The 25,676-nt window shown below is 66.7% G+C and carries 21 protein-coding genes; 12 read left to right on the forward strand and 9 right to left on the reverse strand.

Annotation, left to right across the window (positions count from 1 at the left end; translation table 11 throughout):
- The first annotated feature begins 17 nt into the window (after positions 1-17).
- Genes W930_RS0112185 through W930_RS0112195 form a run of 3 tightly spaced genes read left to right on the forward strand, consistent with a single transcriptional unit; the run spans position 18 to position 3,763 of the window.
- Positions 18-1,274 (forward strand): Zn-dependent hydrolase, encoded by a 1,257-nt coding sequence (locus tag W930_RS0112185; protein ID WP_023873023.1) that lies wholly within the window; start codon positions 18-20, stop codon positions 1,272-1,274.
- 52 nt (positions 1,275-1,326) lie between these two features.
- A complete protein-coding gene (locus tag W930_RS0112190) occupies positions 1,327-2,559 on the forward strand; it encodes a diaminopropionate ammonia-lyase (protein WP_023873024.1) in 1,233 nt (410 codons plus the stop codon).
- 37 nt (positions 2,560-2,596) lie between these two features.
- Entirely contained in the window at positions 2,597-3,763 is a 1,167-nt protein-coding gene (locus W930_RS0112195) for a M20 aminoacylase family protein (RefSeq protein WP_023873026.1), read from the forward strand.
- Positions 3,764-3,811: 48 nt separating this feature from the next.
- On the opposite strand, the gene W930_RS27195 is transcribed toward W930_RS0112195, so the two are convergent.
- Positions 3,812-4,549 (reverse strand): GntR family transcriptional regulator, encoded by a 738-nt coding sequence (locus W930_RS27195; RefSeq protein WP_023597695.1) that lies wholly within the window; start codon positions 4,547-4,549, stop codon positions 3,812-3,814.
- Between the two features lie 240 nt (positions 4,550-4,789).
- On the opposite strand from W930_RS27195, the gene W930_RS0112205 reads away from it, so the two are divergent.
- A complete protein-coding gene (locus W930_RS0112205; protein ID WP_023597694.1) occupies positions 4,790-6,244 on the forward strand; it encodes a 2-hydroxymuconic semialdehyde dehydrogenase in 1,455 nt (484 codons plus the stop codon).
- Between the two features lie 158 nt (positions 6,245-6,402).
- Here W930_RS0112205 and W930_RS0112210 read toward each other — a convergent pair whose 3' ends face one another.
- The 3 genes from W930_RS0112210 to W930_RS0112220 form a co-directional block, all read right to left on the reverse strand.
- The gene (locus tag W930_RS0112210) at positions 6,403-7,599 is read right to left on the reverse strand and encodes a PLP-dependent aminotransferase family protein (protein ID WP_023873027.1); all 1,197 of its coding nucleotides are present in this window, start codon (positions 7,597-7,599) and stop codon (positions 6,403-6,405) included.
- Between the two features lie 181 nt (positions 7,600-7,780).
- Positions 7,781-9,280, reverse strand: coding sequence for an aldehyde dehydrogenase family protein (locus W930_RS0112215; protein ID WP_023873028.1), 1,500 nt, complete (start codon positions 9,278-9,280; stop codon positions 7,781-7,783).
- A gap of 122 nt (positions 9,281-9,402) precedes the next feature.
- Positions 9,403-10,428 (reverse strand): DUF1338 domain-containing protein, encoded by a 1,026-nt coding sequence (locus W930_RS0112220; protein WP_023597691.1) that lies wholly within the window; start codon positions 10,426-10,428, stop codon positions 9,403-9,405.
- A gap of 166 nt (positions 10,429-10,594) precedes the next feature.
- Between W930_RS0112220 and W930_RS0112225 the strand changes: the two genes are divergently transcribed.
- Entirely contained in the window at positions 10,595-11,512 is a 918-nt protein-coding gene (locus W930_RS0112225; protein ID WP_023873029.1) for a LysR substrate-binding domain-containing protein, read from the forward strand.
- Positions 11,513-11,557: 45 nt separating this feature from the next.
- Here the strand turns inward: W930_RS0112225 and W930_RS0112230 are convergent, their stop codons facing one another.
- Complete coding sequence (locus tag W930_RS0112230) at positions 11,558-12,205, reverse strand: YitT family protein (protein ID WP_023873030.1); 648 nt, start codon at positions 12,203-12,205, stop codon at positions 11,558-11,560.
- 143 nt (positions 12,206-12,348) lie between these two features.
- Positions 12,349-13,446: a branched-chain amino acid aminotransferase gene (locus tag W930_RS0112235; RefSeq protein WP_023873031.1), complete on the reverse strand. Its 1,098-nt coding sequence runs from the start codon at positions 13,444-13,446 to the stop codon at positions 12,349-12,351.
- 414 nt (positions 13,447-13,860) lie between these two features.
- Between W930_RS0112235 and W930_RS27200 the strand changes: the two genes are divergently transcribed.
- Positions 13,861-14,208: a hypothetical protein gene (locus W930_RS27200; RefSeq protein WP_025249872.1), complete on the forward strand. Its 348-nt coding sequence runs from the start codon at positions 13,861-13,863 to the stop codon at positions 14,206-14,208.
- A 54-nt stretch (positions 14,209-14,262) separates the two neighbouring features.
- Here the strand turns inward: W930_RS27200 and yfcF are convergent, their stop codons facing one another.
- Complete coding sequence (gene yfcF / locus W930_RS0112245; protein WP_023873033.1) at positions 14,263-14,946, reverse strand: glutathione transferase; 684 nt, start codon at positions 14,944-14,946, stop codon at positions 14,263-14,265.
- Positions 14,947-15,217: 271 nt separating this feature from the next.
- Between yfcF and W930_RS0112250 the strand changes: the two genes are divergently transcribed.
- The 6 genes from W930_RS0112250 (at position 15,218) to W930_RS0112275 (ending at position 21,803) form a co-directional block, all read left to right on the forward strand.
- Positions 15,218-16,117, forward strand: coding sequence for a LysR substrate-binding domain-containing protein (locus tag W930_RS0112250; protein WP_023597685.1), 900 nt, complete (start codon positions 15,218-15,220; stop codon positions 16,115-16,117).
- 104 nt (positions 16,118-16,221) lie between these two features.
- Positions 16,222-17,142 carry a LysR family transcriptional regulator gene (locus W930_RS0112255; protein WP_023597684.1) on the forward strand — a complete coding sequence of 307 codons (921 nt, stop codon included), beginning with the start codon at positions 16,222-16,224 and terminating at the stop codon, positions 17,140-17,142.
- 250 nt (positions 17,143-17,392) lie between these two features.
- The gene (locus W930_RS0112260) at positions 17,393-18,256 is read left to right on the forward strand and encodes a VOC family protein (protein WP_023597683.1); all 864 of its coding nucleotides are present in this window, start codon (positions 17,393-17,395) and stop codon (positions 18,254-18,256) included.
- A gap of 46 nt (positions 18,257-18,302) precedes the next feature.
- A complete protein-coding gene (locus W930_RS0112265) occupies positions 18,303-19,019 on the forward strand; it encodes a class II aldolase/adducin family protein (protein WP_023597682.1) in 717 nt (238 codons plus the stop codon).
- Positions 19,020-19,175: 156 nt separating this feature from the next.
- Positions 19,176-20,513 carry an MFS transporter gene (locus W930_RS0112270; RefSeq protein WP_023873034.1) on the forward strand — a complete coding sequence of 446 codons (1,338 nt, stop codon included), beginning with the start codon at positions 19,176-19,178 and terminating at the stop codon, positions 20,511-20,513.
- 129 nt (positions 20,514-20,642) lie between these two features.
- On the forward strand, positions 20,643-21,803 hold the full coding sequence (locus W930_RS0112275) for a porin (RefSeq protein WP_031627427.1): 1,161 nt from the start codon (positions 20,643-20,645) through the stop codon (positions 21,801-21,803).
- An 86-nt stretch (positions 21,804-21,889) separates the two neighbouring features.
- Here W930_RS0112275 and W930_RS0112280 read toward each other — a convergent pair whose 3' ends face one another.
- Both W930_RS0112280 and ligD read right to left on the reverse strand, forming a co-directional pair.
- Entirely contained in the window at positions 21,890-22,939 is a 1,050-nt protein-coding gene (locus W930_RS0112280) for an aldo/keto reductase (RefSeq protein WP_023597679.1), read from the reverse strand.
- A 102-nt stretch (positions 22,940-23,041) separates the two neighbouring features.
- On the reverse strand, positions 23,042-25,672 hold the full coding sequence (gene ligD / locus W930_RS0112285; protein ID WP_023597678.1) for a DNA ligase D: 2,631 nt from the start codon (positions 25,670-25,672) through the stop codon (positions 23,042-23,044).
- Between the last annotated feature and the right edge of the window lie 4 nt (positions 25,673-25,676).

Below are 25,676 nucleotides of genomic sequence, written 5' to 3' on the forward strand. Positions count from 1 at the left end.
ACACCCGAGACTTTCCCATGCCCCAGACGAATTCTTCCGACACGCTCGAACTCAATGGCGCGCGCCTGTTGCAGCAACTTCGCGAGCTCGGGGAGATCGGCGCCGATCCCGTGGCGGGCGGGCGCACTCGCGTGGCGCTGACCGCCGACGAAAAAGCGGGCCGCGATCAGGTCGTCGCCTGGATGCGCGAACTTGATCTCGACGTGCAGATCGACCGTATCGGCAACATCTTCGGCACGCTGGCGTCGTCGAATCCGACGGCGCGCCCGCTCATGATCGGGTCGCACATCGACACCGTGGTCAACGCCGGTGCGCTCGACGGCTGCTACGGAGTACTGGGTGGCCTCGCGGTCGCGCGCGCGTTTCGCGATGCCGGCATCGTGCCGTCGCGTCCGATCACGGTGGCGGCATTTACGAACGAGGAGGGTGCCCGCTTTCATCCCGACATGATGGGGTCGCTGGTGCATGCGGGCGGCTTGCCTCTCGATGAAGCGCTCGATGCCATCGGCACCGACGGCGCGCGTCTGGGCGACGAACTCGTGCGCATCGGCTACGCGGGCGAAATGACACCGGGCACGCTGGTGCCGCACGAGTATCTCGAACTGCACATCGAGCAGGGCCCGATCCTCGAAGCGGAGGGGTTGGAAATCGGCGTGGTGGAGAACCTGCAGGGCATTTCATGGCAGCAGGTGACGGTCCACGGCAATGCGAATCACGCGGGGACGACGCCGACGCACCTGCGCCACGATGCAGGTTACGTCGCCGCCGCCGCCGTGGCCGAGCTGCGACGCATCGCCATCGACGCCGGCACGACGCTCGCCACCGTCGGCACGTTCAGGGTGGAGCCGGGCGTCGTCAATGTGATTCCGCGCAAGGCGGTCTTCACCGTCGACATGCGCGATCCGGACGAGCAACGCCTGGCTGCGGGCGAGGCCCGCTTCGCCGCGTATCTCGCGACGATCGCCGAGCAGGAGGGCGTGCGCATTTCGACGGAGCGTCTCGCACGCTTCTCGCCCGTCGTTTTCGACGCCGGGCTGACGGACGTCATCGAGACGTGCACGAAGCGTCGCGGCTTGTCGTATCGGCGCATGACCTCGGGCGCGGGGCACGACGCGCAAATGATGGCGAGGATCGCACCGGCGGCGATGATTTTCGTGCCGAGCCGCGGCGGCATCAGCCACAACCCGCGCGAGCATACCGACGACGATCAGCTCGTGCGCGGCGCGCAAATCCTGCTCGACGTCGTCGCACAACGTCTGGGCGCGACGACGTAATCCGCCGCCCACCCAAGCCCGCGCCGCTACACCGAATTTTCCGGAGCCCCCCATGTTCTACGTCAACCCGCATGCCACGCGTGCGCCATATCCCGCGGATCTTCAGGACATCATGAGCATCGCGCGTGCGCAGCAAAGCCGCGAATGGCTTGCGCACTGGCAGGGCCTCGCGCCCGGAAGCACGCCGCTGCGTGCACTGCCCGATCTCGCGGCCTCGCTCGGCGTGCGCAGCGTGCTCGTGAAGGACGAAGCGCTGCGCTCGCCGCTGGGCAGCTTCAAGGCACTCGGTGCGCCGATTGCCCTCGTGCGCCTGTTGCTGCGAGAGTTCGCCGGGAGCCACTTCACCGCGCGCTCCCTGCTCGCCGGCGAGCACCGCGCGGCGCTCGCCGGCGTCACCGTCGTCAGCGCAACGGATGGCAATCACGGCCGCGCGCTGGCCGCGGCGGCGCAGAGCATCGGCTGCCGTTGCGTGATCGTGCTGCATGCGCACGTGAGCGACGAGCGCGAGCAGGCCATTGCGGCCCATGGCGCCGAGATCGTGCGCATTGCCGGGAATTACGATGCGTCGGTGGAGACGGCGGCGGCGCTCGCCGCGCGTCACGGCTGGCATGTCGTATCGGATACGTCATACGAGGGCTACGAGGCGATCCCGCGCGATGTCATGCAAGGCTACGCAACGGTGGTGGCGGAAGTCGTCGAGGCGTTGACCGCGACGGCTTTGCCGGCGGACGATGCCTGCCCGGTCACGCACGTCTTTCTGCAGGGTGGCGTAGGCGGACTGGCGGCCGGCATCGTGAGTTATCTTTGGGAGCGTTGGGGCGCATGGCGCCCGACCTTCGTGGTGGTGGAACCCGAGCAGGCCGACTGCCTGTATCAGAGTGCCATCTCGGGACGCGCGGCGTCTGCGTCGGGTTCGGTCGACTCGGTCATGGCGGGATTGGCTTGCGGTGAGACGTCGCCGCTTGCGTGGCGATTCCTTCAGCCGTCGGTCGATGCCTTCATGACCGTGACCGATGCGCAGGCGGTCGAGGCCATGCGGCGTCTGGCCCGCGGCAGCGAGCACGACGTGCCTTTCGTGGCAGGCGAGTCGGGTGCGGCGGGGCTGGCCGGACTGATCCGGGCGGCGGCAGTCCCTGCCATCGCGTCCGCGATCGGCCTGACGGCGCAATCGCGCGTGTTGCTCATCAGCACCGAGGGTGCGACGGCGCCGTCCGTCTACGCGGAACTCGTCGGCGAGACGGCCGCGTCGGTCGCCGGACGTCAGCAGGCATGGATGGCGCGCTGAACGGCGCCATCGGACATCGACTCAGGGAGACGCTCGCATGACTCAGGACACCTACTTTGCCGACGCGCTCAAAAGCTGGCGCCATGCGTTCCACCGCGAGCCGGAGACCGGCTTCGAGGAGGTCGGCACGTCGCAGCGCGTGGCCACGATCCTGGAGAGCCTGGGGCTCGAGGTGCATCGCGGCATCGGCGGTACGGGCATCGTGGCGAACCTGCGGGTTGGGGAGGGGGGCGGCGCGATCGGCATCCGCGCCGACATGGACGCGCTCATGATCGCCGAGCAGGCGCCGGGGCGCGCATACGCGTCGCAGGTGCACGGCAAGATGCACGCGTGCGGCCACGACGGGCACATGTCGATGGTGCTCGGCGCCGCGAAACTGCTCGCCGGGTCGCGCGACTTCAACGGCACGGTGCGTTTCATCTTCCAGCCGGCCGAGGAACACGGCCGAGGCGCGAAAGCCATGATCGCGGACGGCCTGCTCGAGCGCTTTCCCATCGATGCGATCTACGGCGTGCACAACATGCCGGGCATTCCCGCAGGGCATTTCGCGACCCGCGCCGGCGGCATCATGGCGAGCGAAGACAACTTCGTCATTCGCATTCGGGGCAAAGGCACGCATGCCGCGCGCCCGCACATGGGGATCGATCCGCTGGTCATTGGCGCGCAGATCGTCCTCGCGCTTCAGACCGTGGTGTCGCGCAACGTCGACCCGGGCCACCCAGCGGTCGTGTCCTGCACGGAGTTCGTCACCGACGGCATTCGCAACGCCATTCCGACGCATGTCGTGATCAAGGGCGACACGCGCAGCTACACACCCGACGTGCAGCAATTGCTCGAATCGCGCATGCGCGAGATCTGCATCGGCATCTGCGCGATGCACGGCGCGCACTGCGAGTTCGAGTACACGCACGAGTTCGCGCCGACGGTGAACTGGGCCGAAAACACGGCGCTCGCGGTGAAGGCAGCGCGGTCGGTGACGGAACCCGCAACGGTCGATGCGGACGTCGCGCCCATGATGGCGTCGGAGGACTTCGGTGTGTTCCTGCAACATGTGCCGGGCAACTTCATGTTCATCGGCAACGGCAGCGGCGACGCGCCGGGGGCGATTCCCCTGCATAACGCCTGCTACGACTTCAACGACGCGATTCTGCCGCTCGGTGCGCGCTACTTCGCCCGGATCGTGCGCGACAGCCTGCCGCGCTAAAGCTAAACGCCAGGCGCCGAGCGCGGCACGCGATGCGGCGAAAACCGCTCAGCGCACCGGCGCGAGCGGCACCGTGCCGGCGTTGATGACGGCGTCGGGCAACTCCCGGACCGCTTCGAGCGTCTTGCGGATGTGGGTCGCGAGCAGTGCCGTCGCCTTGTCGGCGTCGCGCGCGAGGCAGGCGTCGAAGATTGCCTGATGTTCTTCGTGAACGTCGCGCGGCACCGGCCGATGGGTGATCGACAAGCGCCGGTAGCGCTCCGACTGGCGATAGAGGATCGCGAGGAAGTGGTGCAGCCAGCGCGACGGACACGCCCGAATCAGCACCTCGTGAAAGGCGCGATTGCGCGTCTCCCATTGGGCGAACTGACCGCCGTTGTCCCCCATGCCGTCGCCCAACCGCTCCTCGGCGAGCGAGAGCAGGTGAAACGCGCTCGTCAGGTCGGCTTCCCAGACGTCGTCCCCCAGCGCGATGGACTGGCGCAATGCCTCGGTCTCCAACTGCACGCGCGTTTCGGTGATGTCGATGAAATCGGCCAGCGAGATCGGCGTGACGCGAAATCCCCTGTGCCCATGCTGGACGACGAGCGCGTCGGCCACCAGCAACGCCAGTGCTTCGCGCAGCGTACCCGCGCCAACGTCGTATCGATCCTTCAGATGCTCCACGCGCAACTTCTCCCCGGGCGCGAGATGCCCCTCGACGATGTCGCTGCGAAGCCGCAGGTAGGCGCTCTGCGCGAGTGTGGCATCGGCGCTCGGGGCCGACGACGGAGTTGGGCTGTGCATGCGAATGGGAGTCGGAAGCGTAGGGAGGACCGCCGCAAGGGTGGCGTGCCGAGATTATAAGCAGCTTCCGCTCGATTGTCGCAAAATCATCATAAAATCGAGATAAATAAAAATTCTCGAGAAAATGTTGACGAGACCCATGGCATCGCCGTATCGTTTGCCTCATGCCGCCATCGGGACGCCTGACGCACCCGGGCATGGCAGGCCGTCGCGAACCAACTAACAGAACGAGAGTGAGCCATGAAGGATTTCCGCAACTTCATCAACGGTGAGTGGGTGTCTAGCGCACGCACCTTCGAGAACCGCAACCCGGTCGACAACCGCCTGATCGGACACGTGCACGAAGCCGGGCGCGCTGAGGTGGACGCCGCCGTGCGTGCCGCGCGCGCCGCGCTGGCCGGGCCGTGGGGCACGATGACGGTGGCCGCGCGCGTCGACCTGCTGCACGCGGTCGCCGACGGCATCCATCGACGCTTCGACGACTTCCTGGCCGCCGAGATTGCCGACACGGGCAAGCCGCACAGTCTCGCGAGCCATCTGGACATTCCGCGCGGCGCCGCGAATTTCAAGGTGTTCGCGGACATGATCAAGAACGTGCCCACCGAGTCCTTTGCGATGACCACGCCCGACGGCGGCAACGCGGTGAACTACGGCGTTCGCACGCCCCGCGGCGTGATCGCTGTCGTGTGTCCGTGGAACCTGCCCCTGTTGCTGATGACGTGGAAGGTCGGCCCGGCGCTCGCGTTCGGCAACACGGTCGTGGTGAAGCCGTCGGAGGAAACGCCGGCCACCGCCACGTTGCTGGGCGAAGTGATGAACGAAGTCGGCGTGCCGGCGGGCGTCTACAACGTGGTGCACGGTTTCGGCCCTGAGTCGGCGGGCGCATTCCTGACGGAGCATCCCGGCGTGAACGGCATCACGTTTACCGGCGAGACCCGCACGGGGGAAGCGATCATGAAGGCCGCGGCCAACGGCGTGCGTCCGGTGTCGTTTGAGCTCGGCGGCAAGAATCCGGGCATCGTGTTTGCCGATGCGGATTTCGACAAGGCGGTAGCGGGCATCATGCGCTCGGCGTTCGACAACAGCGGTCAGGTGTGCCTGGGCACGGAGCGTGTCTACGTGCAGCGGCCGATCTTCGAGCGCTTCGTCGCCGCGCTCAAGGAACGCGCGGAGTCGCTCAGGCTTGGCGACCCGTACGCCGAGGGCACCAACTTCGGTCCGCTCGTCTCGCAGGTGCATCGCGAGAAGGTGCTTTCGTATTACGCCAAGGCGCGTGAAGAAGGGGCGACGGTCGTGACCGGTGGCGGCGTGCCGGACATGCCGGCATCGATGAAGGATGGCGCCTGGGTGCAGCCGACGATCTGGACCGGCCTGCCGGAGACGGCTTCGGTCATCCGCGAGGAAATCTTCGGGCCGTGCTGTCACATCGCGCCGTTCGACACCGAGGAGGAAGTCATCGCCATGGCGAACGCGACGCCGTACGGTTTGGCCGCCACGGTGTGGACCAGCGATGTCGGCCGGGCACATCGCATGGGCGCCGCGCTCGAAGTGGGCGTGTGCTGGATCAACGCCTGGTTCCTGCGCGACCTGAGAACCGCGTTCGGCGGCGCCAAGCAATCGGGCATCGGCCGTGAAGGCGGCGTTCACTCGCTCGAGTTCTATACGGAATTGCGCAACGTCTGCATCAAGCTGTGATTCGACACGAATCCGCTACGACGCTGGCGCCCGCCCCGGGCTGATTCGCGGGCGGGTCGACACAAGGGCCTCGCTCACCGCCCCCTCGGGGACGGCTGGCGAGGCCCTTGCCGCCGGATCGGTGTGTCGATCCGGATGTCGATCGGCGCGTTGCCGCTTTACGGGTTCGTAGCCTGAATCGCCCGCGCCAGGCGCGCTACACCTTCCTCGATGGCCGGCACGTCGGGCGCGGCGAACGACAGCCGCAGCGATGCCTCGTCAGGTGTCTCGGCGAAGAACGCGGTGCCGGGCACGAACAACACCTTCTCGGCGATGGCATGCGGCAGCAGTGCACTGGTTTGCACCGACGAGAGGCGCGCCCACACGAACATGCCGCCCTGCGGCGCGTGGAACTGGATCGCGTCGCCCAGTCGCGTGCGCAGCGCGCCGCACATCGCGTCGCACTTGCGCCGATAAGCCTCGGTGATCGTCGGCAAGTGTCGAGCGAGCGCGCCATCCGCCAGGTACTCGGCGGCAATTGCCTGCGTCCACGGCACGCTGCACAGATCGACGGTTTGCTTGGCGACCACGCAACGCCGCGCGATCTCGGGCGGCGCGACGGTCCAGCCCACGCGCAGCCCCGGCGCCGCGATCTTCGACAGGCTCGAGAAGTGCACCACCCAGTCACGCGAGCCGGGGACCTCGGCGGTGAGCGCGAGCATCGTCGGCACCGTCTCCCCCGCGAATCGCAGATCCCCGTACGGATCGTCCTCGACGATCACGAAGCGGTACTGCACGGCGAGCCTCAGCAGCGCGAGGCGCCGCTCGCGCGAAAGCGTGGCACCGGTCGGATTGGCAAACGTCGGTACCGTATAGAGCAACTTCGGCACGGGCATCCTGTCCTCGCGCAGCCAGGCATCCAGATGCTCGACATTCAGGCCATCGGCGTCGACGGGCATCGTCACGATCGTCGCCTGTGCAAGGCGCAAGGCCTGCAGTGTCGCGGGATACGCCGGCTGCTCGGTCACGACGACATCGCCCGGGGTGACCATCACGCGCAGCAGCAGATCGAGCCCTTGCTGAGAGCCGGTCGTCACGACGAGCGATTCGGGGGCGCACGGCGCGCCGCGCGACGCCATGAGCGTCATGAGCTGGGTCTTGAGTTCGGCGAGCCCGTCGGTCGGCCCGTATTGCAGGCAACGCGTCGGTTGCGCGAAGGCGCGCGCCTGCGCGGCGGCAAGACCTTCGACGTCGAAAAGCTCGCTCGCCGGGTACCCGCCCGCGAACGAGATCATGCCCGGCTCGGACAGGTACTTGAACAATTCGCGAATCGGCGAACCGGTCGGGTTGGCAAACGGGGAGGTGAAGGCGTACATGTGGGCCTCGCTGGCGAAAGCGTGACGAATCGGGGCGTGGTTCCGAAGGGGGGGCGGCAAGCCGGGGCGCCGGCGCCCCAAACAATATCGACGACGAGCGACGACGAGCGGCGACGAGCGGCGACGAGCAGCGGGACGTCATGCATGGCGCACGTCGTCCCGCGCGTCCGCTATTGCGACTTCACTCGATCGAGAAGTCGATGCCTTGCGCGAGCGGCAGGGCGGAAGAGTAGTTGACGGTGTTCGTGGCGCGGCGCATGTAGCCCTTCCACGCGTCGGAGCCCGACTCGCGGCCACCGCCGGTTTCCTTCTCGCCACCAAACGCCCCACCGATCTCGGCGCCGCTCGGTCCGATGTTGACGTTGGCGATACCGCAGTCGCTGCCGGCCGACGAGGTGAAGCGCTCGGCTTCGCGCAGGTCGTTGGTGAACACGCACGACGACAGGCCGTGCGACGACGCGTTGTTGGCGTCGATGGCTTCGGAGAAGTCGCGGTACTTGAGCACGTAGAGAATCGGCGCGAACGTTTCCGTGAGCACGACTTCCGTCTGCGACGGCATCTCGACGATGGCCGGCTTCACGTAGAAGCCATTCTCCAGGCCTGCCACGGCGTGGCGTTCGCCGCCGGTGACCTTGCCCCCCTGCGCGCGTGCCTGATCGAGTGCGGCCTGCATGCGCGCGAAGGCGCCTTCGTCGATCAGCGGGCCCATGAGCGTGCCACGCTCCAGCGGATTGCCGATGGCGACTTTGCCGTACAGCGTCTTCAGGCGTTCGACGGTTTGTTCGTACACGCTCTCGTGCACGAACAGGCGGCGCAGCGTGGTGCAACGCTGACCGGCGGTGCCCACGGCCGAGAACAGGATGCCGCGCAGCGCAAGTTCCATGTTGGCGCTGTCGGTCACGATGCCGGCGTTGTTGCCGCCGAGTTCGAGAATCGAACGGCCGAAGCGGCGTGCGACTTCCACGCCGACCTTGCGGCCCATTTCGGTGCTGCCGGTCGCGCTCACGATTGCCGAGCGCGGATCGGCGACGAGCGCCTCGCCCACGTCGCGACCGCCGATGACGAGGGCGGTCAGGCCCTCGGGGGCATCGCCGAATTCGGCAATCACCTCTTCCATCAGCTTGTTCACTGCCAGGGCGGTGAGCGGCGTCTTCTCCGACGGCTTCCACACCACGGCATTGCCGCACACGAGTGCGAGCGCGGCGTTCCACGACCAGACGGCCACCGGGAAGTTGAAGGCGGAGATCACCGTGCAAACACCCATCGGATGCCACGTTTCCGCCATGCGGTGGCCGGGACGCTCCGAAGCGATCGTCAGGCCGTAGAGCTGGCGCGACAGGCCCACGGCGAAGTCGCAGATGTCGATCATTTCCTGGACTTCGCCCAGGCCTTCCTGAAGGATCTTGCCGGCTTCGAGCGTGACGAGCGCACCGAGCGCCTGCTTGCGCTCGCGCAGCTTTTCGCCGAGCAGACGCACCAGTTCGCCGCGGCGCGGCGCGGGCACGTTGCGCCAGGCGGTGAATGCGGTTTGCGCGCGCGCAAGGGCGGCCTGGGCGTCGGCGACAGAAGCGCTGGCCACGCGTCCGATCAGTTCGCCGTTGATCGGCGAATGCACGGCGATGTCGCCCGCTTCGGCCAGCTTGGCAATGCCCAGTTCGTTGAGGATGGAAGTTGCGTTCACGTGGATACCCCTATGGAATTCAGTGTTGGCCGCCGGTGCCGCTCACCGGTGTCGGCAGGTGAGGTGGCGGCACGGGCACATGGGTATTGTGCGCCGAGGCCGCCATGCCTCGCTTGACTGGGCTACTTGGCGTTGGCCGTCATCTTGAAGATGCCCTGCGCGTTGCCGGCATCGAAGCGAAGATCGATCTTCCAGCGACGGTTGACGGTGTCGTACTCGCGATGGCGCGTGATGAACTCGTAGAAGGAGCCGGGCACTTCGCGCGCCACGATTTCGCCATCCTTGCCACGGAATTCGCGACGCACCGTGTCGGCGCGATAAGCCGTCTGGAATACGCGGCCCGAGCGCGAGCGCTCGACCTCGGGCTTCATCGGGCGACCCTTGGCCTTCTCGGCGTCCGACAGGGCGAAGACGTCGTCCACGCGATCGGTCGCATGGTTGAACGCGTTGCCTTCGGTCGCGATCCAGGCCATCTCGGCGGATTCGGCCAGCAGCAGTTCGTAATCGGCCTCGCTCGGCACGTCGTGCTGACGCGCGAACGCACCCACGATCACCGGCAGGAGCGCCTGAGCGATATCGAGCGGCAGCGTACCGTCGCGCTCCAGTTCCCAAAGCTGCGCGACGGCTGCCGGCGTGAGCGGGTCCTTCGAAGTTCCCACCACGCGCGACACGGCTTGCTGGAAGGTCTCGGAGAAGCGCTCCGGATGCAGCTCGCTCACGAAGAACTGGGAGATCTCTTCCGGGGCGTCTTCGTGAGCGTAGGCGCGCCCGGTCATGCCCAGACGATCGAGCGGATAGCGACCATTCGGGCGAAAGCCCAGCGGGCGCAGAATGCGCGTGAAGGCCGCCTCGCCCGGTGGCAGGGCGCCATTGTCGGCCCAGCGCACGGTGCGTAGCGCGCCGTGGTCGAGATAGACGCTGCCGCCTGCGGCAATCGCTTCCTCGGTGTAGGTGCGACCGTTCGGCGAGCGTGCCAGCAAGTCTTCGAACAGCGCCATGTTCATCGCCTGCGCCAGTTCGGCGCGGGTCACGAGGCCGGGCTCGCCGTCCGACAGAATCGACGGCGAATTGAGCGTGGCGAACAGCGCGTCGGTACGCGCCTGCCCGATCAGGGAAACCAGCAAGGATTGCACATTCGCATTGCGCATCGTGATGTCTCGCAGGGAAGACGCCGTCTCGGGCGGCGTCGCAGGGGGGCGGGGCGGGCATGGGATGCATTTCCCCATACCTTCTTGCAGTGACAGCATTATTGGAACGGACGCGACGCCCGTAAAGCGAGATAAAATTGCCACTTGATGCCTTTTGGGAATCAACATGCGCAAATTCAAGACGCCCGGCACCGCGGCGCTACTCGCCTTCGAGGCGGCGGCCCGGCACGAGAGCTTTACCCATGCGGCGCGCGAACTGTTTCTGACGGAGAGCGCCGTGTCGCGTCAGATCGCCACCCTCGAGGCACAACTGGGCGTACGCCTGTTCGTGCGCGCCAAGCAGCGCGTGGTGCTCACGCGGGCCGGACGTCTATACAGTACCCAGGTGCGGCGCACGCTCGAGCAACTCGATCGCGACACCCTCTCGATCATGGCGCACGGCAGTGGCGGCGGCTACCTGGAGCTTGCGGTGCTGCCGACTTTCGCGTCGGAGTGGTTGATTCCCAGAATGAAGGACTTCGACGACCGGCATCCGGACGTGCGCGTGAACATGGGCGTGCACACCGACCTCTTCACGTTCGACGAGACGCACTTCGAGGCGGCCATTCACTTCGGTCAACCCACGTGGCCGGGGACGTCGTCGGATTATCTGTTCGGCGAGGAGGTGGTACCGGTATGTCGGGCGTCGTTGCTGCGAGGGCCGGTGCGTACGGCGGCCGATCTGCTGGACTACCCGTTGCTGCACTCGACGACACGGCCGAGCGCGTGGACGCAATGGTTCGCCGAGCAACGCATCGAGGACAACCGTACGTTGCAGGGCGTGCGCTACGAGTTGCATACGATGCTGATCGCGGGGGCCGCGGCGGGATTGGGAATAGCGCTCGTGCCGAAGTTCTTCGTCGAGGGGCAATTGCGCACGCTTGGCCTCACGATTCCGTTCGACGTGAAGAGCGTGGCGGGGTCGGCCTATTACCTCGTCTATCCGACCGAGCTCACGCACGGGCAGCCGCTCAGTGTGTTTCGCGAGTGGCTGCTTGGGCAGGCGAGCGCCTACCGGCCGTCGGGCCGGCAGGACGCACGGTAAGCGCTGGAACCGCTGGAAGCAAGAATTCGGACGAGCGGCGTCGGTTCAGCAACCGGTGTAGCGTCCCGGTCGGTGCCACGCCACCACCATGCCGCTCATGGCGACGGCCGACAGTGCCGACCAGGCGACGCGTCCCGCCGGGATCGTGGCGAGCGAGGCGAGCAGGATCGTGCTGTCAATGCAGACCTGCGAGATGCCCGCATTGATGCCGCGCTTGCGTTGGAGCCACAGGGTAACGATGCCGGTTCCGCCCACGCCGGCACCGTGACGGGCGAGCGCCAGGATACCCATGCCGCACAGCGTGCCGCCGACGAATGCCGCGAACAGCGGATTGACGAAGGCGACGTTGAACGTCTTCGGCATGGCCGCCAGTGCGAAGGTGATGCCGAAGCTCGCGACGGTGGACTTGAGCGCGAAACGCGGGCCCATCGTGAAGTAGGCGAACAGGAAGAACGGAATGTTCACCAACGTGAAGATGGTGCCCACCGGTAGGGGAAAGACGTAGGAAGCGAGCAGCGCAATGCCGGCCACGCCGCCGGTGACCAACCCGGCAGCCTTGAGCAGCACCAGACCGACCACCACAAATGCCATGCCGATGACCATCGCATAGATGTCTTCGAACACGGAGTGCGGAACGCCGATTGTGTCGGCTGCCGCAATGACGCCGGATGCGGCGCCCGAATCGTGTTTCATGATCTGCAAGTCAAGTACAACGAGACGGCGCGCCCGACTCTCCTTATGTCGTGACGCGCCGTCCAAGATTTCCCGCGTCGCTGTCTCGGGCGACGCGCAGCTTCACAGCTTGTTATGGCGATACGGCAGGCGATTGCGTGAAATTACGCCACGTGGTGGACCCAGCCGAACGGATCGGCGACCTTGCCACGTTGAATGCCGGTGAGTTGGTCGCGAATGCGCTTGGTGACCGGGCCTTCGCCGCCGTCGCCGATGGCGAATTCGCCGTTCGCGTGGCGCACCTGGCCGATCGCCGTCACCACTGCCGCCGTGCCGCAGGCAAACGTTTCCTTCACGCGGCCGCTGGCGGCATCTGCCTGCCATTGCGCGAATTCGTACGGCGTTTCATTGACCGTCAGGCCTTCGCGCTTGGCGAATTCGATGATCGATGCGCGCGTGATGCCCGGCAGGATCGTGCCCGACAGCGGGGGCGTCTGGAGCGAACCATCGTCCATGACGAAGAAGACGTTCATGCCGCCGAGTTCTTCGATCCAGCGGTGCTGCGCGGCGTCGAGAAACACGACCTGATCACAGCCCTTGGCGCTCGCTTCGGTCTGCGCGATCAGGCTGGCCGCGTAATTGCCGCCGCACTTCGCCGCGCCAGTGCCGCCGGGCGCCGCACGCGTGTACTGGTCCGAGACCCACACGGTCACGGCCGACTTGCCGGGCTTGAAGTAGGGGCCGACCGGACAGGCGATCACGCAGAAGATGTACTCATGCGCCGCACGCACACCGAGGAAGCTTTCCGAGGCGAACATGAACGGGCGGATGTACAGGCTGCTGCCTTCCGCGCTCGGGATCCATGCCCGATCGATGTCGACCAGCTTTTCCACGGCTTCGAGGAACACGGCTTCCGGCAGATCGGCCATCGACATGCGCTGGGCCGATTCGCGAAAGCGCCTGGCGTTCGCTTGCGGGCGGAACAGGGAGATCTTGCCGTCTTCGCCGCGGTAGGCCTTCATGCCCTCGAAGATTTCCTGCGCGTAATGCAGCACGGCGCATGCCGGGTCGATCTGGAACGGGCGGCGCGCTTCCACCTTCGCGTCGTGCCAGCCGGTGCCCTCGGTCCAGCGGATCGTGACCATGTGATCGGTGAATACGCGGCCGAACACCGGGTTAGCCAGCTTGGCGGCGATCTGGTCGGCGGGGGTGGGGTTGGCGTGCGGCTCCACGACAAAACGCAAAGGATTATCAGCGCTCATGTTTCTTCAATGTCTCGGCAGAGGTGGCTTGAGTCGTCAGTGCCGTTAACGTAAACGGCAAGGTGCCAATATTTTCCTCCTTTCGGGGCCCGGCTGTCGACTGAATTCACCGCGAATCCCGTCACGTCGGGGCACGCGGGCCCGGAACGCCGGAAAATCTCGGAATTTGGCCGTTTTTTGCAGGAATATCGCGAAAATTTCGCCGATAGGTGGCGGGTGCTGGCCAGGAACGGGGCGAGCGGGGGTAACAGTGTGTAAAAAAACATTTCCGGTCACGAGGCGTGCGCGCTGGACATTTAAGATCGGAGGCGGATGATGGCGGCAACGCCAGCGGATACGGTGCCCTGAGTGACAGGGTGGACGCCGCAGGCGTTTCGCCAGGCGGGCGGCAAAGGGAAAGGGGGGAGAAGCCGAATGAAATCGACGACGATTCGGATGTTGCGTGCCTATCTGCTCGTGGCTTCGCTCGGGGCCGTGTGTATCGACGCCTGCGTGGTGATCGCCATGCTGGTGTTCGACGTGCCGGAGTCCGTCTTCACCTCGGCGGATTTTCGTATCGCGATGGCGGGCTCGCTGCTGCTGCTCATGCTCGCAGCCCGCTCGCTGGCCGGTGCAGCCTATCAGGCGGCGCTCTCGAGCCGCCACGCCAGCGTGGACGGCGAGGGGCGAAAGGTCGCATTGCGCGACGACTGCCCTCATCGCTGGCTCGTCCTGTTTCACATCTTCATTCACCGTCAACCGCTGGCTGCGGCGGCCGTCTGAGCCGGTCGGAGCCTGTCGATCCCATCGAGCCTGCCAGTCCGCCGCGGCAGGCGCTTACGCGACCGCTTTTCCTGGCTCGTGGCCGACGGCGTCTCCCGGACGCGGCGGGCGCGCCATGGCCATCCACTCCTGCACGGCCGGTCGGGCGAACTGACGGCGTGCATACGCGACGAGCGGCGCTGGGACCACGTCGTCGTTATAGATCAGACGATTGAGCATCAATGCGAGATCGACGTCGGCGATGCACCACGCATCGAACAGCGACTCGCGGCCGTCGGGCAGCAGGCTTTGCGCGACGGCGATCAGCTTGCTCGCGGCCGTGTAGCCGGCGTCGGACAACGGGGCGGCCGTTGGCGCGTAGAAAATCACTTCCGTCGAGCGCTCGGCCCGCAACGCCCCCAGATCGCTGCGCAGCCATGCCTGCACCTGACGTGCGCGGGCACGCTCGCGCGCCTGCGCGGGATAGACCGGCACCTCCGGCGCGATCGTCTCGATGTATTCGCTGATCGCCGACGATTCCGACAACGTGAAATCGCCGTGCACGAGCGTCGGCACACGGCGCGTAAGCGACATGTCCGCGAAGCGCGACTCGCAATGCGCGCCTTGCAGCAGATCGACGGTGCGCAGCTCGAAGGGCAGCCCTTTCTCGCGCAGCGTGACGAAAACGGAAAGGGCATAGGGGCTGGTGAATTGCGTGTCCACGTATAGCGTGAACGGGGCGGGGGCTGCGGCAGGCACGTTGGGCTCCTGAAAAAGTGAATGGCGGGCGACGCGCGACGCTCGGCATGGCTGCCGGACCTCAGCGCCCGATTTCCTCGCCCGCACAGGCCTATCTTGCCGTACTGCCGCGGTGATAAGCTACGACACAAATCGCCGATCAGCTGTGAGAAATATTCACGGCCAATCGGGTCGTCGGCAAACGCCACGTTGCGCTCCATCGCGCCCTATTTAGCTCCATTTAGCCCTATTGAGCCCTGTAGCTCCCCTCGGGTATTCCGGCCTCCGCCCCATGAATTCACAACGTCGCTCGCGCCCGCCGCTGGCCAATCTGGAAACCGTCTGCCTCGTGGCGCGTCACGGTTCGTTCACCGCCGCGGCCGAGGCGAGCGGCCTGACGCACGGGGCGATCAGCCGCCGTGTCGGCGCCGTGGAGAACTGGCTCGGGTGTCCGCTGTTCGAGCGGCACGGGCGCGGCGTGAGTCTGACGTGCGACGGCCAGCGTTTCCTCGGCCGCGTCGAGCACGCGTTCGACGTCATCGACGCGGCCGCCGACCAGTGGCATCAGGCACGCAAGACACCGGCCGTGCGCCTGAGCGTGGTGCCGTCGTTCGCCAAGCTCTGGCTGCTCGAACGCCTGAGATCGCTCGAAGCCGGCGAGCCGTTCATCGACATTCAGGTGACGACGGAACACCGCAATGCCGATGTCGGTGCGGGCGAGGTTGACATCGCGCTGCGCTACGGCCGTGGCGGCTGGACAAGCATCGACGCGGAACCCTTGATGTCCGAAACGTTGTATCCGGTCGCCTCGCCGGAGGTCGCGGCGCGCCTCGCGGGCGCGGATGTGGCGCAAATGCTGGCCATGCCGCTGCTGCACGACTCCGATCTCACCGGCTGGCGCGCGTGGTGCGGCGCGCAGGGCGCGAGCCTGCGCCCGCGAGCGCGCGATCGTCGCTTCGAGGATTACACCGTGGTGCTGGCGGCCGCCGAAGCCGGTTTGGGCATTGCGCTCGCCCGAGCGCCGCTGGCCGACGGCTGGCTCGCGCGCAGCCGGCTCGTGCGCGTGTCCGATGTGGAAGTCGAGTGTCCGTTGCAGTACCACATCGTGACCGCCAAACGTGAGAAGCGCCCCGAGGTGCTGGAAGTCATCGCGCGTTTGCACGCGGCGGTGCGAGCGGGCGCGCGCACGTGATACCACGAACGTCGCCGTGCGCGCGGGCGGGGTTTACCGCACTGCGCACGCGCCCGAACGTTGCCTAAAATGCGGCAGCTTCTTGCAGGACGGTACGGCTGGGGATGAACTTACGCTCGCTCGATCTGAATTTGTTGCTCGTGTTCGAGTCGCTGCTGCGCACGCGCAGCACGACGGTGACGGCCGAGGAACTGAACCTCACGCAATCGGCCGTGAGCAACGCCCTCAAGCGCCTGCGCCTCGCGTTCGGCGATCCGCTCTTCGTGAAGACACCACAGGGCATGCTGCCGACCGATCTCGCCAACTCGCTCGCACCACCCGTCACCGAAGGCCTTGCCCTCATCCGCAGCGCGCTCGAGGCGCCGCAGGACTTCGAGCCCGCCAACGCACAACGCACCTTCCGCCTGTACCTGAGCGACATCGGTCAGCTGATCTTCATGCCGAAGCTCATGGCCACGCTCGCGGCCGAGGCCCCCGGCGTGCGCATCGTGACCGTCGACACCACGCCGCGCGAGGCGCAGAACGCCATGGCGATGGGTGAGATCGACCTCACGCTGGGTCTGTTCACCCGATTTTCGTCGGGATTCCATCAGCAACGCCTGTTTCGCGAGCACTATGTCGCCCTGGTGCGCGAGGGACATCCCACGATTCGGGAGCGGCTTACGGGGGAGGCGTTCCTCGGCGCCGCGCACGCGGTTTATCGTCCCACTGCCGGTAATCACGACCTCTTCGAGACGGCCGTCGAGCAGTGGTTCGCACAGTCGGGGCGCCAGCGGCACGTGGCGTTGCGCATGGCGCATTCAATGGGCCTCTCGGCGCTGATTGCCGCGAGCGACCTCGTGGTGTGCGTGCCCACGCGGCTCGGACGCGCGCTCCAGGCCGCCGCCGATCTGCGCACGCACGCATTGCCGTTCAACGGTCCCGAGTTCGACATCTCGCAACTCTGGCACGAACGCTTTCATGCGGACGCCGGCCATCGCTGGTTGCGCAGCACCATCTTCCGGCTTTTCCACGGCGAAGACTGATCCCGGCCGGCCGCTTCCTCCGCTTCCTCCTCTCCCTCCTCTCCCTCCTTCCACCGTTCAAGCGAGTCCGGCGCGCGTCCGCCATCGCCCCAGGCCGCGCCGCGTCCATGCTGCACCCCCAATTCACGACGTAAATACCGCGCATTTACGCAATTTGTTGGCGTCATGCGGCGCCGCTCCTTATCGTATCCCTCACGACATAAACCGGGCGCCAGTCCGGGACACAAACTTTATCCGCAGGAGACAGGCGGTGATCAATCTGCACGACATCCGTTACGTGCGGCTGGGCACGCGCGACCTCGAAGGGGCTACGCGCTACGCGCGCACCATTCTCGGTTTGCAGGAAGTGCGCCGCGAGGCCGGTTGCGTATTCCTTCGCAGCGACAGCCGCGACCATTCCGTGTGCTATTTCGAGGGGGATCCGACCGACCATACGGTCGCGTTCGACATCGCGAGCGACGCTCACTTCGACGCGGCCGCGGCCCAGCTCGAGGCGATGCGCATCGATTTTCGCCGGGGCACGCGCGACGAGGCGCACCTGCGCCGCGTGGCGGACTTTCTCTCCTTCCGAGATCCCACGGGTAACCAGATCGAGCTGGTGCTGCGCGCGGCGCAGACCGGACGCGGTTATCACGGCGAGCGCGACGCGGGCATCGACTCGTTCAGTCACGTCGGGTTGTGCACGACCGACGCACGACGCGACGAAGCGTTCTGGACCAGCGTGTGCAACGCGCGGGTGTCGGATCGCATCGGCGAAGCCCCGCTGCTGCGCATCGACGAGGTGCATCACAAGATCGCGTTGTTCCCCGCGAGCCGCGCGGGCATCCAGCACGTGAACTTCCAGGTCAACGGTATCGACGACCTCATGCGCTCCTGGTATTTCCTGCGCGAGCAAGGCGTGCCGATCCGCTTCGGCCCCGGCCGCCATCCGACGTCGCACGCCATGTTCCTGTACTTCGCGGGCCCCGACGGCATGGTCTACGAATACTCCACCGGGGTGCGAACGATTGCCCCGGAAGACGAAGCGACGTACGTGCCACGCCAGTTCCCGTTCGATCCGACCGGCTTTTGCATGTGGGGCGCCAAGCCCGAGATTCCCGAATTTTCGGCCTGACGCATCGCGTCGATTTCTCCGGCGACGACAAGCGTCGCGTTTGCCCATGACACCACACACACTCGACGGCGTCGCCGACCTCGATCGCGCCGTGCGCGTGGCGGCCCGCACGCTCGCCCGCGCTGGTCTGGCTCACGCCTATGGCCATTGCAGCGCGCGTCTGGACGCCGAATCCTTCGTCGTTTGCGCTGCCCGCCCGATGGGGCTGATCGGCGTGGGCGAGGCGGGCACTGTCGTGCCCGTCGACGGACCGCTGCCGGACGGCGTGCTCGGCGAGGTCCGTCTGCATCAGCAGATCTATCGCACGCGGCCCGACATCGGCGCAGTCGCCCGCACCATGCCGCCCCGGACGATGTCGCTCTCGACGCTGCGTCGCACCCCACGCGCGTTGCACGGGCCCGGCACCTACTTCGCGCCCGGCGTGCCGCTCTGGGACGACCCGCAACTGATTCGCACCGATGCGCAGGCTGAAGCGGTCATCGCGACGATGGGCGGCAACGCCGCCGTCGTCATGCGCGGCAACGGCGCGGTCGTCGCGGCGGACACGCTCGAGGCGATGGTCGCACTCACCTGGTATCTCGAAGACGCCGCACGCGTCGACCTGGAGGTGCTTGCACTCGAAGCCGCGCAGCCCGCGTCGTTTTCCGCCGCGGTGCTCGACGCGGAGGCGTGCAGCGCTCGCGCCACACGCTCGGGCCGCATCATCGAGCGCATGTGGGAATACCTTTCGGCGGGCGACCCCGAATTGCCCCCTATCCGGTGACGCCGCGGCGCGCGGCGTAACACGCCGCGAAATCGCGTCATGCGCAGTTGTTTCAGGTAATCGCCCCCAACCGGCGGCGCGGCATTCACAGAGCGTCGACAACAGACGCCACCGCCCGCCGCCTTGCCCGCGGTCACGACCGCACAGGAGACAGACATGGAAATATCCGCTTTGATGAATCGCAGGGGCATCACGCCGTTTCAATGGCGCGTGATCGCCCTGTGCTTTCTGATCGTCACGCTCGACGGCTTCGACACGGCCGCCATCGGCTATCTCGCGCCGGCCATTCGCACGGAATGGGCGATGGCGACAACGAGCCTTGGCACCGTGTTCGGCGCAGGTCTGGGCGGCCTGATGCTCGGCTGCTTCATCTTCGGTCCGTTGGCCGACCGTATCGGCCGAAAGCGTGTGCTGATTCTCTCCGTGATCCTGTTCTCGGTGGGCAGCATCGCCTCGGCCTTCGTCCATAGTCCCAGCGAGCTCGCCGTCATGCGCTTCCTGACCGGCATCGGGTTCGGCGGCGCCATGCCCAACGCCATCACGCTGAGCTCGGAGTACTGTGCCGAGCGCATGCGCTCGCTGCTGGTGACGGCCACGTTCTGCGGCTTCACGCTGGGCTTTGCCATCGGTGGCGAGATCGTCGCGCAGACGCTGCCGCACATTGGTTGGCGCGGCGTGCTGATCGCCGGCGGCGTGGTGCCGCTCGCGGTCGTGCCGGTGCTCATGCGCTGGTTGCCGGAGTCGATGCGTTACCTCGCCGCGCGCGGCGATCGCGCCGAGCAGTTGCTGGGCATCGCGCGTCAAATCGACCCGCAGGTCACGCGCATCGACCCGGAGGTCGCCCCGGCCGGGGCTTCGGATTCGGCGGTGGGCGGACTGTTCGCCCGTCGTTATGTGGTCGGCACGATGCTGCTCTGGGCGACGTACTTCTGCACGCTCTGCGCGTTCTACCTGTTGACGAGCTGGTTGCCGCTCGTCGTCAAGGATTCGGGCTATTCGCTCGCCGAGGCGGCGCGCATCGGCGCAATGCTGCCGCTCGGCGGCACGGTCGGTGCGGTGCTGATCGGCTTCGCCATGGATCGTACGAGCCCGTACCGCGTGCTGGCGGCATCGTACGTGATGGCCGGCGTGGCGCTGTGCGTGCTTGGCACGGTGACGCATCAGGCAGGGTGGCTCATGCTCGTGGTGTTCCTCGCCGGCTTCGGCGTGGCCGGCTCGCAAACCGGTGCCAATGCGTTGACGGCGGCGTATTACCCTACGGCGTCGCGCGCGACCGGCGTCGCATGGGCGCTTGGCGTGGGACGTCTCGGCTCGATTCTCGGGTCGAGCCTGGGCGGCGTGCTGATCGCATCGTCGTCGAGCATCGCGCAGGCGTTCCAGATCGTCGCCATCCCGGCGTTCCTCGCGGCGGCACTCATGCTGGTGATGCGTCGTCGCGTGAGCTGGGCGAGCGCGCGGACGCCGGCGGCCAAGTCCGCGGCAGGCGCCGTCTGAACCCTTTCGTCGGTTACGGGGCGAATGCAACGCGTTCGCCCTCGCAGCATCCGCCACGCCATCGTCCCCCGACGGGCGGCGCGGCGGCGCTTCTCGTCGTTCACCGGCCGACACAGGCCGGACCACCACATGATTCAATGGAGACACACCGTGACCCACAAGGGACTGCCCGCGCTCGCGCTGGCCGCCGGTCTGGCGCTGGCCGGCACATCCGCCTCGGCGCAAACCGTGACGCTGTACGGCATTCTGGACACCGGCGTCGAGTACCTCTCGCATGCCGGCACGAACAACAGCTCGCTCGTGCGCATGCCTTCGAACACCGGCTCGCTGCCATCGCGCTGGGGCCTGCGCGGCGATGAGGATCTCGGTGGTGGCCTGCACACCGTATTCGCGCTCGAGAGCGGCTTCAACGTTCGCGCAGGCGACCTGAACCAGGGCGGCCGGATGTTCGGCCGCCAGGCGTGGGTGGGATTGTCGAATCCTTACGGCACGCTGTCTTTCGGCCGTCAGTATTCGATGACGTTCTGGGTCATGGGCGACGCCGACATTCTCGGCCCCGACCTCTACGGCAGCGGCTCGCTCGACAGTTACATCCCGAATGCGCGCAGCGACAACACGATCGCTTACAAGGGCGTTTTCCACGGCCTGACGCTCGGCGCCACCTACTCGTTCGGTCGCGACAGCGGCGGTACGGGCAACTCGCCGGGACAGGGCACGTGTGCGCAGGTCCCCGGCCAGATGACCGCGTGCCGTCAGGTGTCGGCGATGCTCAAGTACGACACCTCGTGGTTCGGCGTGGCCGGTGCGTGGGACGAGCAGCGTGGCGGCGCCGGCGCGGCGGCGAGCTTCTTCAACGGCGCGGCCGCCGTGCCGCTCACCAGCTCGTCCGACAAGGACACGCGCTGGCAATTGAACGGCTATGTGAAGGGCGGCAACTGGAAGGCGGGTGCGGGGTGGCTGGGGCGTCGCGTGCAAACGGCGTCGGCGGCGGTCGCCGATGTGAATTCCGACATGTTCTACGTCGGTGCGCTGTATCAGTTCACCCCGGCGTTCGCGGTGGACGGCGAAGTGTTCCGCATGCTCAACTCGCGTCAGAACACGCGCGCCACGATGGCCACGCTGCGCGGCACTTACTTCCTCTCGAAGCGTACCGCGCTCTACACGCAGGTCGCCTGGCTGGGCAACAGCGAGCATGCCGCCTACTCGGTCAGCTCGGGCGGGCCGGGCGGCGCACCGGTGGCGGGCAGCAATCAACTGGGCGTGAACATCGGCATGCGTCACACGTTCTGATGCCGTGACGCAAAAGGCCACGGCGCACCGTTTGCACGGTGCGCCGTGGGGCGTTTCGCGCCGAGGCGCCGTGCGCCACGCTCGCGTTACAGCAGACCGGCTTCCGCCAGCTGGGCGCGACGCGGATCGCCCTGGCGCGAGAGCATCCAGCCCGGGTACTCGCTCGGCAGCGCGCTGGCCGCGTCGATGGCGGACAACTCGCGCTCGTTCAGGGTCACCCGTGTGGCCGCGATATTGTCGTCGAGCTGATCGACGCGCTTCGCGCCGATGATGACGGAGGAGACCACAGGCTGGGCGAGCAGCCAGGCAAGCGCGATCCGCGCGACCGAGACGCCCTTCTCGGCGGCGATGCCGCGCATGGCGTCGATCACGTCGTAGGCGCGTTCCACGTCGACCGGGGGGAAGTCGAAGGCCTGACGGCGGCTGCCGGACTCGCTCTGGCCGTCACGCGTGTACTTGCCGGAGAGCAGGCCGCCCGCGAGCGGACTCCACACCATCAGGCCAACGTTCTCGCTGCGCAGCATCGGCACGATTTCGCGCTCGAGGTCGCGCCCGGCGACCGTGTAGTACGCCTGCAGCGATGCAAAGCTCGCGAGGTTCAGGCGAGCGGAGATGCCCAACGCCTTCGCGATTTGCCAGGCGGCCCAGTTGGACACCCCGATGTAGCGGACGTGCCCGTGGCGTACCAGGGTGTCCAGCGCACCGAGTGTCTCCTCGATCGGCGTGGCCGGATCGAATCCGTGTACCTGGTACAGGTCGATGTGATCGAGCTGCATGCGCTTGAGGCTGGCCTTGATGCCGTCCATGATGTGGTAGCGCGACAGGCCTCTCGAGTTGGGGCCTTGCGCTCCCGTCGCGCCGAAGACCTTGGTGGCGACCACGACGCTGTCACGCGGCACCTTGAGGTTGCGCAGCGCCTGGCCGGTGAGCACCTCCGACTGGCCTTCCGAATACACGTCGGCGGTGTCGATGAAGTTGATACCCGCATCGAGCGCGCGACCCACGAGCGCGTCGACGTCGTTTTGCTGCAGGTGCCCGATCTTGCTCCAGAGTTCGCCCTGCCCGCCGAAGGTCATCGTGCCGAGGCACAGTTCCGAGACGAAAAGGCCGGTGTTGCCGAGTTTGCGTTGTCGCATTGCGTCGCTCCGTTGAATTGGCTGCCCATTGCACGAATCGTTGGGGGAGAGGGTGTGCACGGGATGGGATGAATTATGCGGTGCTGCGTTGGTATGACTGTACTAGCGCGCCGTCGCCCGCGTCAGCCGGGTCAATATTTCCTTGGTCAACCGCTGCTGCGCGGCCTTGTCATAGCCCTCCCAGGGGTCTTGCCTCAGGGAGGAGACGTGTTCCACGGCGTTGCGCACATTCCATGCATCGGCGCCGGGCAATGCGGTCAGATCCTCCCAGCGAACCGGCATCGATACCGCCATGCCTTCGCGCGCCCGCGACGAATAGGCGCACACGGTCGTCGCGCCGCGGTAATTGCGCAGATAGTCGATGAAGCATTTCCCCACGCGATGCTTCGGCCCCATCGTTGCCGTGAAGCGATCCGGAAATATGCGCGCCATGTGCCGGGCCACTGCCTCTGCGAAGGCCTTGGCGACGTCCCACTCATGACGGCGTGCCAGCGGTGTCACGATGTGAAGACCGCGTCCCCCGCTGGTTTTCACGAAGGCGGTCAGGCCCAACTCGTCGAGCAATCCGCGAATCAGCCGTGCGCCTTCGACGACGGCCGCGAAATCCAGGCCTTTGCCGGGGTCCAGGTCGAAGATGACGCGATCGGGACGCTCGATCAGATCGCTGCGTGCATTCCATGTGTGAAACTCGACGGCGCCCATCTGCACCGCGCCGACAAGGCCCCGCACGTCGTCGATCTGCATGAGCGCCGCATGATCGGGATCGAGCGAGGGATCGAGCGTGTGCACGCCGGGCATCGTCTTTGCTGCGTGCTTCTGGAAGAACATCTCGCCGCCGATACCCTCCGGCGCACGCAGTACCGCCACCGGGCGCCCGGCCAGATGCGCAAGCATCCAGGGGGCCACGGCGTGGTAGTACGCGGCAAGTTCCGCCTTGGTGACCTCGGAGTGGGTATCCATCACCCGATCGCCGTGGGTGATCTTCACGGGCAACGAAGGGGGTTCTGCGTTCGATTTCGCACTGCGCGGCATTGGCGATGTCTCCTTGTCGGGGCGACCACGTTGGCGGGATGGCGCGAGCGCGTTGACGGTTCCACGCATGCGCGCCTCGCGGCGAATGTCCTTCGCGGGCTTGTCGTCGCGCATCGCCACGAACGACGCCTGGCGCACGTTGCCGTCGCGGGTCCACTCGGCGAAGCGCACCTCGGCCACGAGCGTGGGTTCGAGCCAGCGCACGCGTGCGGCGCCGGCAGGCTTCGGCGCGGGCGACAACGGCGCGCGCGGCGATCGCACGGCATCGAATCGCTTGCGCAGGCGCAGCAAGGCATCGGTGTCGAAGCCCGTGCCGACCTTGCCCGCGTAGCGCAGCGTCTTGCCGTCGTCATCGTAATACCCCAGCAACAACGCACCGAAGCCTTGCCGCGTGCCGGACGGTTCGGTGAAACCGAGCACGACGAACTCCTGACGCTGCGAGCACTTGAGCTTGCGCCACGCATCGCTGCGTCCCGCGACGTAAGGCGAATCGTCGCGCTTGACCATGATGCCTTCCAGTCCGGCCTCGCACGCGCTATGCCACAGCGATTCGAGTTCGCCGCTCACCGGTTGCAGCACGCGCACGGCGTCGGTTTCCCCACCTTCGAATATCGCCGCGAGCGCGGCCTGTCGTTCGCGCAACGGCATGTCGCGCATGTCGTCGCCATTGCACCACGGCATATCGAAGACGTAGATCAGGATGGCGTCCTGCGCGTTCGCATCGAAGGCGCGTTGCAACGCCTGGAAATCGGGTAGACCGTGCGCGCCGACGACCACGGCTTCGCCATCGAGCCACGCGTTGGGCAGGGCGCATTTGCGCAGCGCGTCGCACGCGGGACGAAAACGATGCGTCCAGTCCTGCCCCGAGCGCGTGAATACGCGCACGTCGTCGCCGTCGATGCGGATCAGCACGCGGTAACCGTCGAGCTTGATCTCGGCATGCCAGCCAGCGGACGGCGGCGCTGCGTCGACGAGGGTGGCGAGCATCGGGCTGAGTGTCGTCGGCGGGCTTTGGGACGATTGACGAGAAGTCTTGCGCGTTCGCGTTCGGGTTGTGGTTTTTGCTTCGGTTCTCGCAGCAGCGGACCGCGTTTGCGTGGCGGCGGGTGTCGACGCCTGAAGCGTGGTGGCGTGGCGTGTGCCATCGCGCCGGTGGATCAGCAGCCATTGCGGTTGACGCGCCGGCTTCGTGGTGCGAACGAGCGTCCAGTCTCCGTCGAGACGCTCGCCGTGCAAGGTGAACGACAGCTTGCCGTCCTCATAGTCGCGCCGCGCGTCGCCGTGCGGCTCCCACGTGCCGCTGTCCCAGATGTCGACGTGCCCGGCACCGTAGTTTCCCGGTGGAATGTCGCCTGAAAAATCCGCGTATGCCAACGGATGATCCTCCACCTGAACGGCCAGTCGCGGGCGGCTGACGTCGGGGCCGGGCTGCTTCGGCAGCGCCCACGACTTCAGCGTGCCGTCGAGTTCGAGCCGGAAGTCGTAGTGCAGATGACTGGCGTCATGGCGCTGGATGACATACCGCATCGCGCGTCCTTGCGCGGCGCGCTCGCCGCGCGGTTCTGGCGTCGCCGCGAAATTGCGCCTGGCATCGTAGGCGGCCAAAGCATCGGGCGCGTCGCGCGACGACGAAGGGCGCTGCGAGCGCTTCGGGCGCTTCGGGCGCTTTGGACGTTTCGGACTCGCGTCGCGTCTTGTCATGCGT

The sequence above is a fragment of the Pandoraea sp. E26 genome, from assembly GCF_000681415.1.
Classification (GTDB): Bacteria; Pseudomonadota; Gammaproteobacteria; order Burkholderiales; family Burkholderiaceae; genus Pandoraea; species Pandoraea pnomenusa.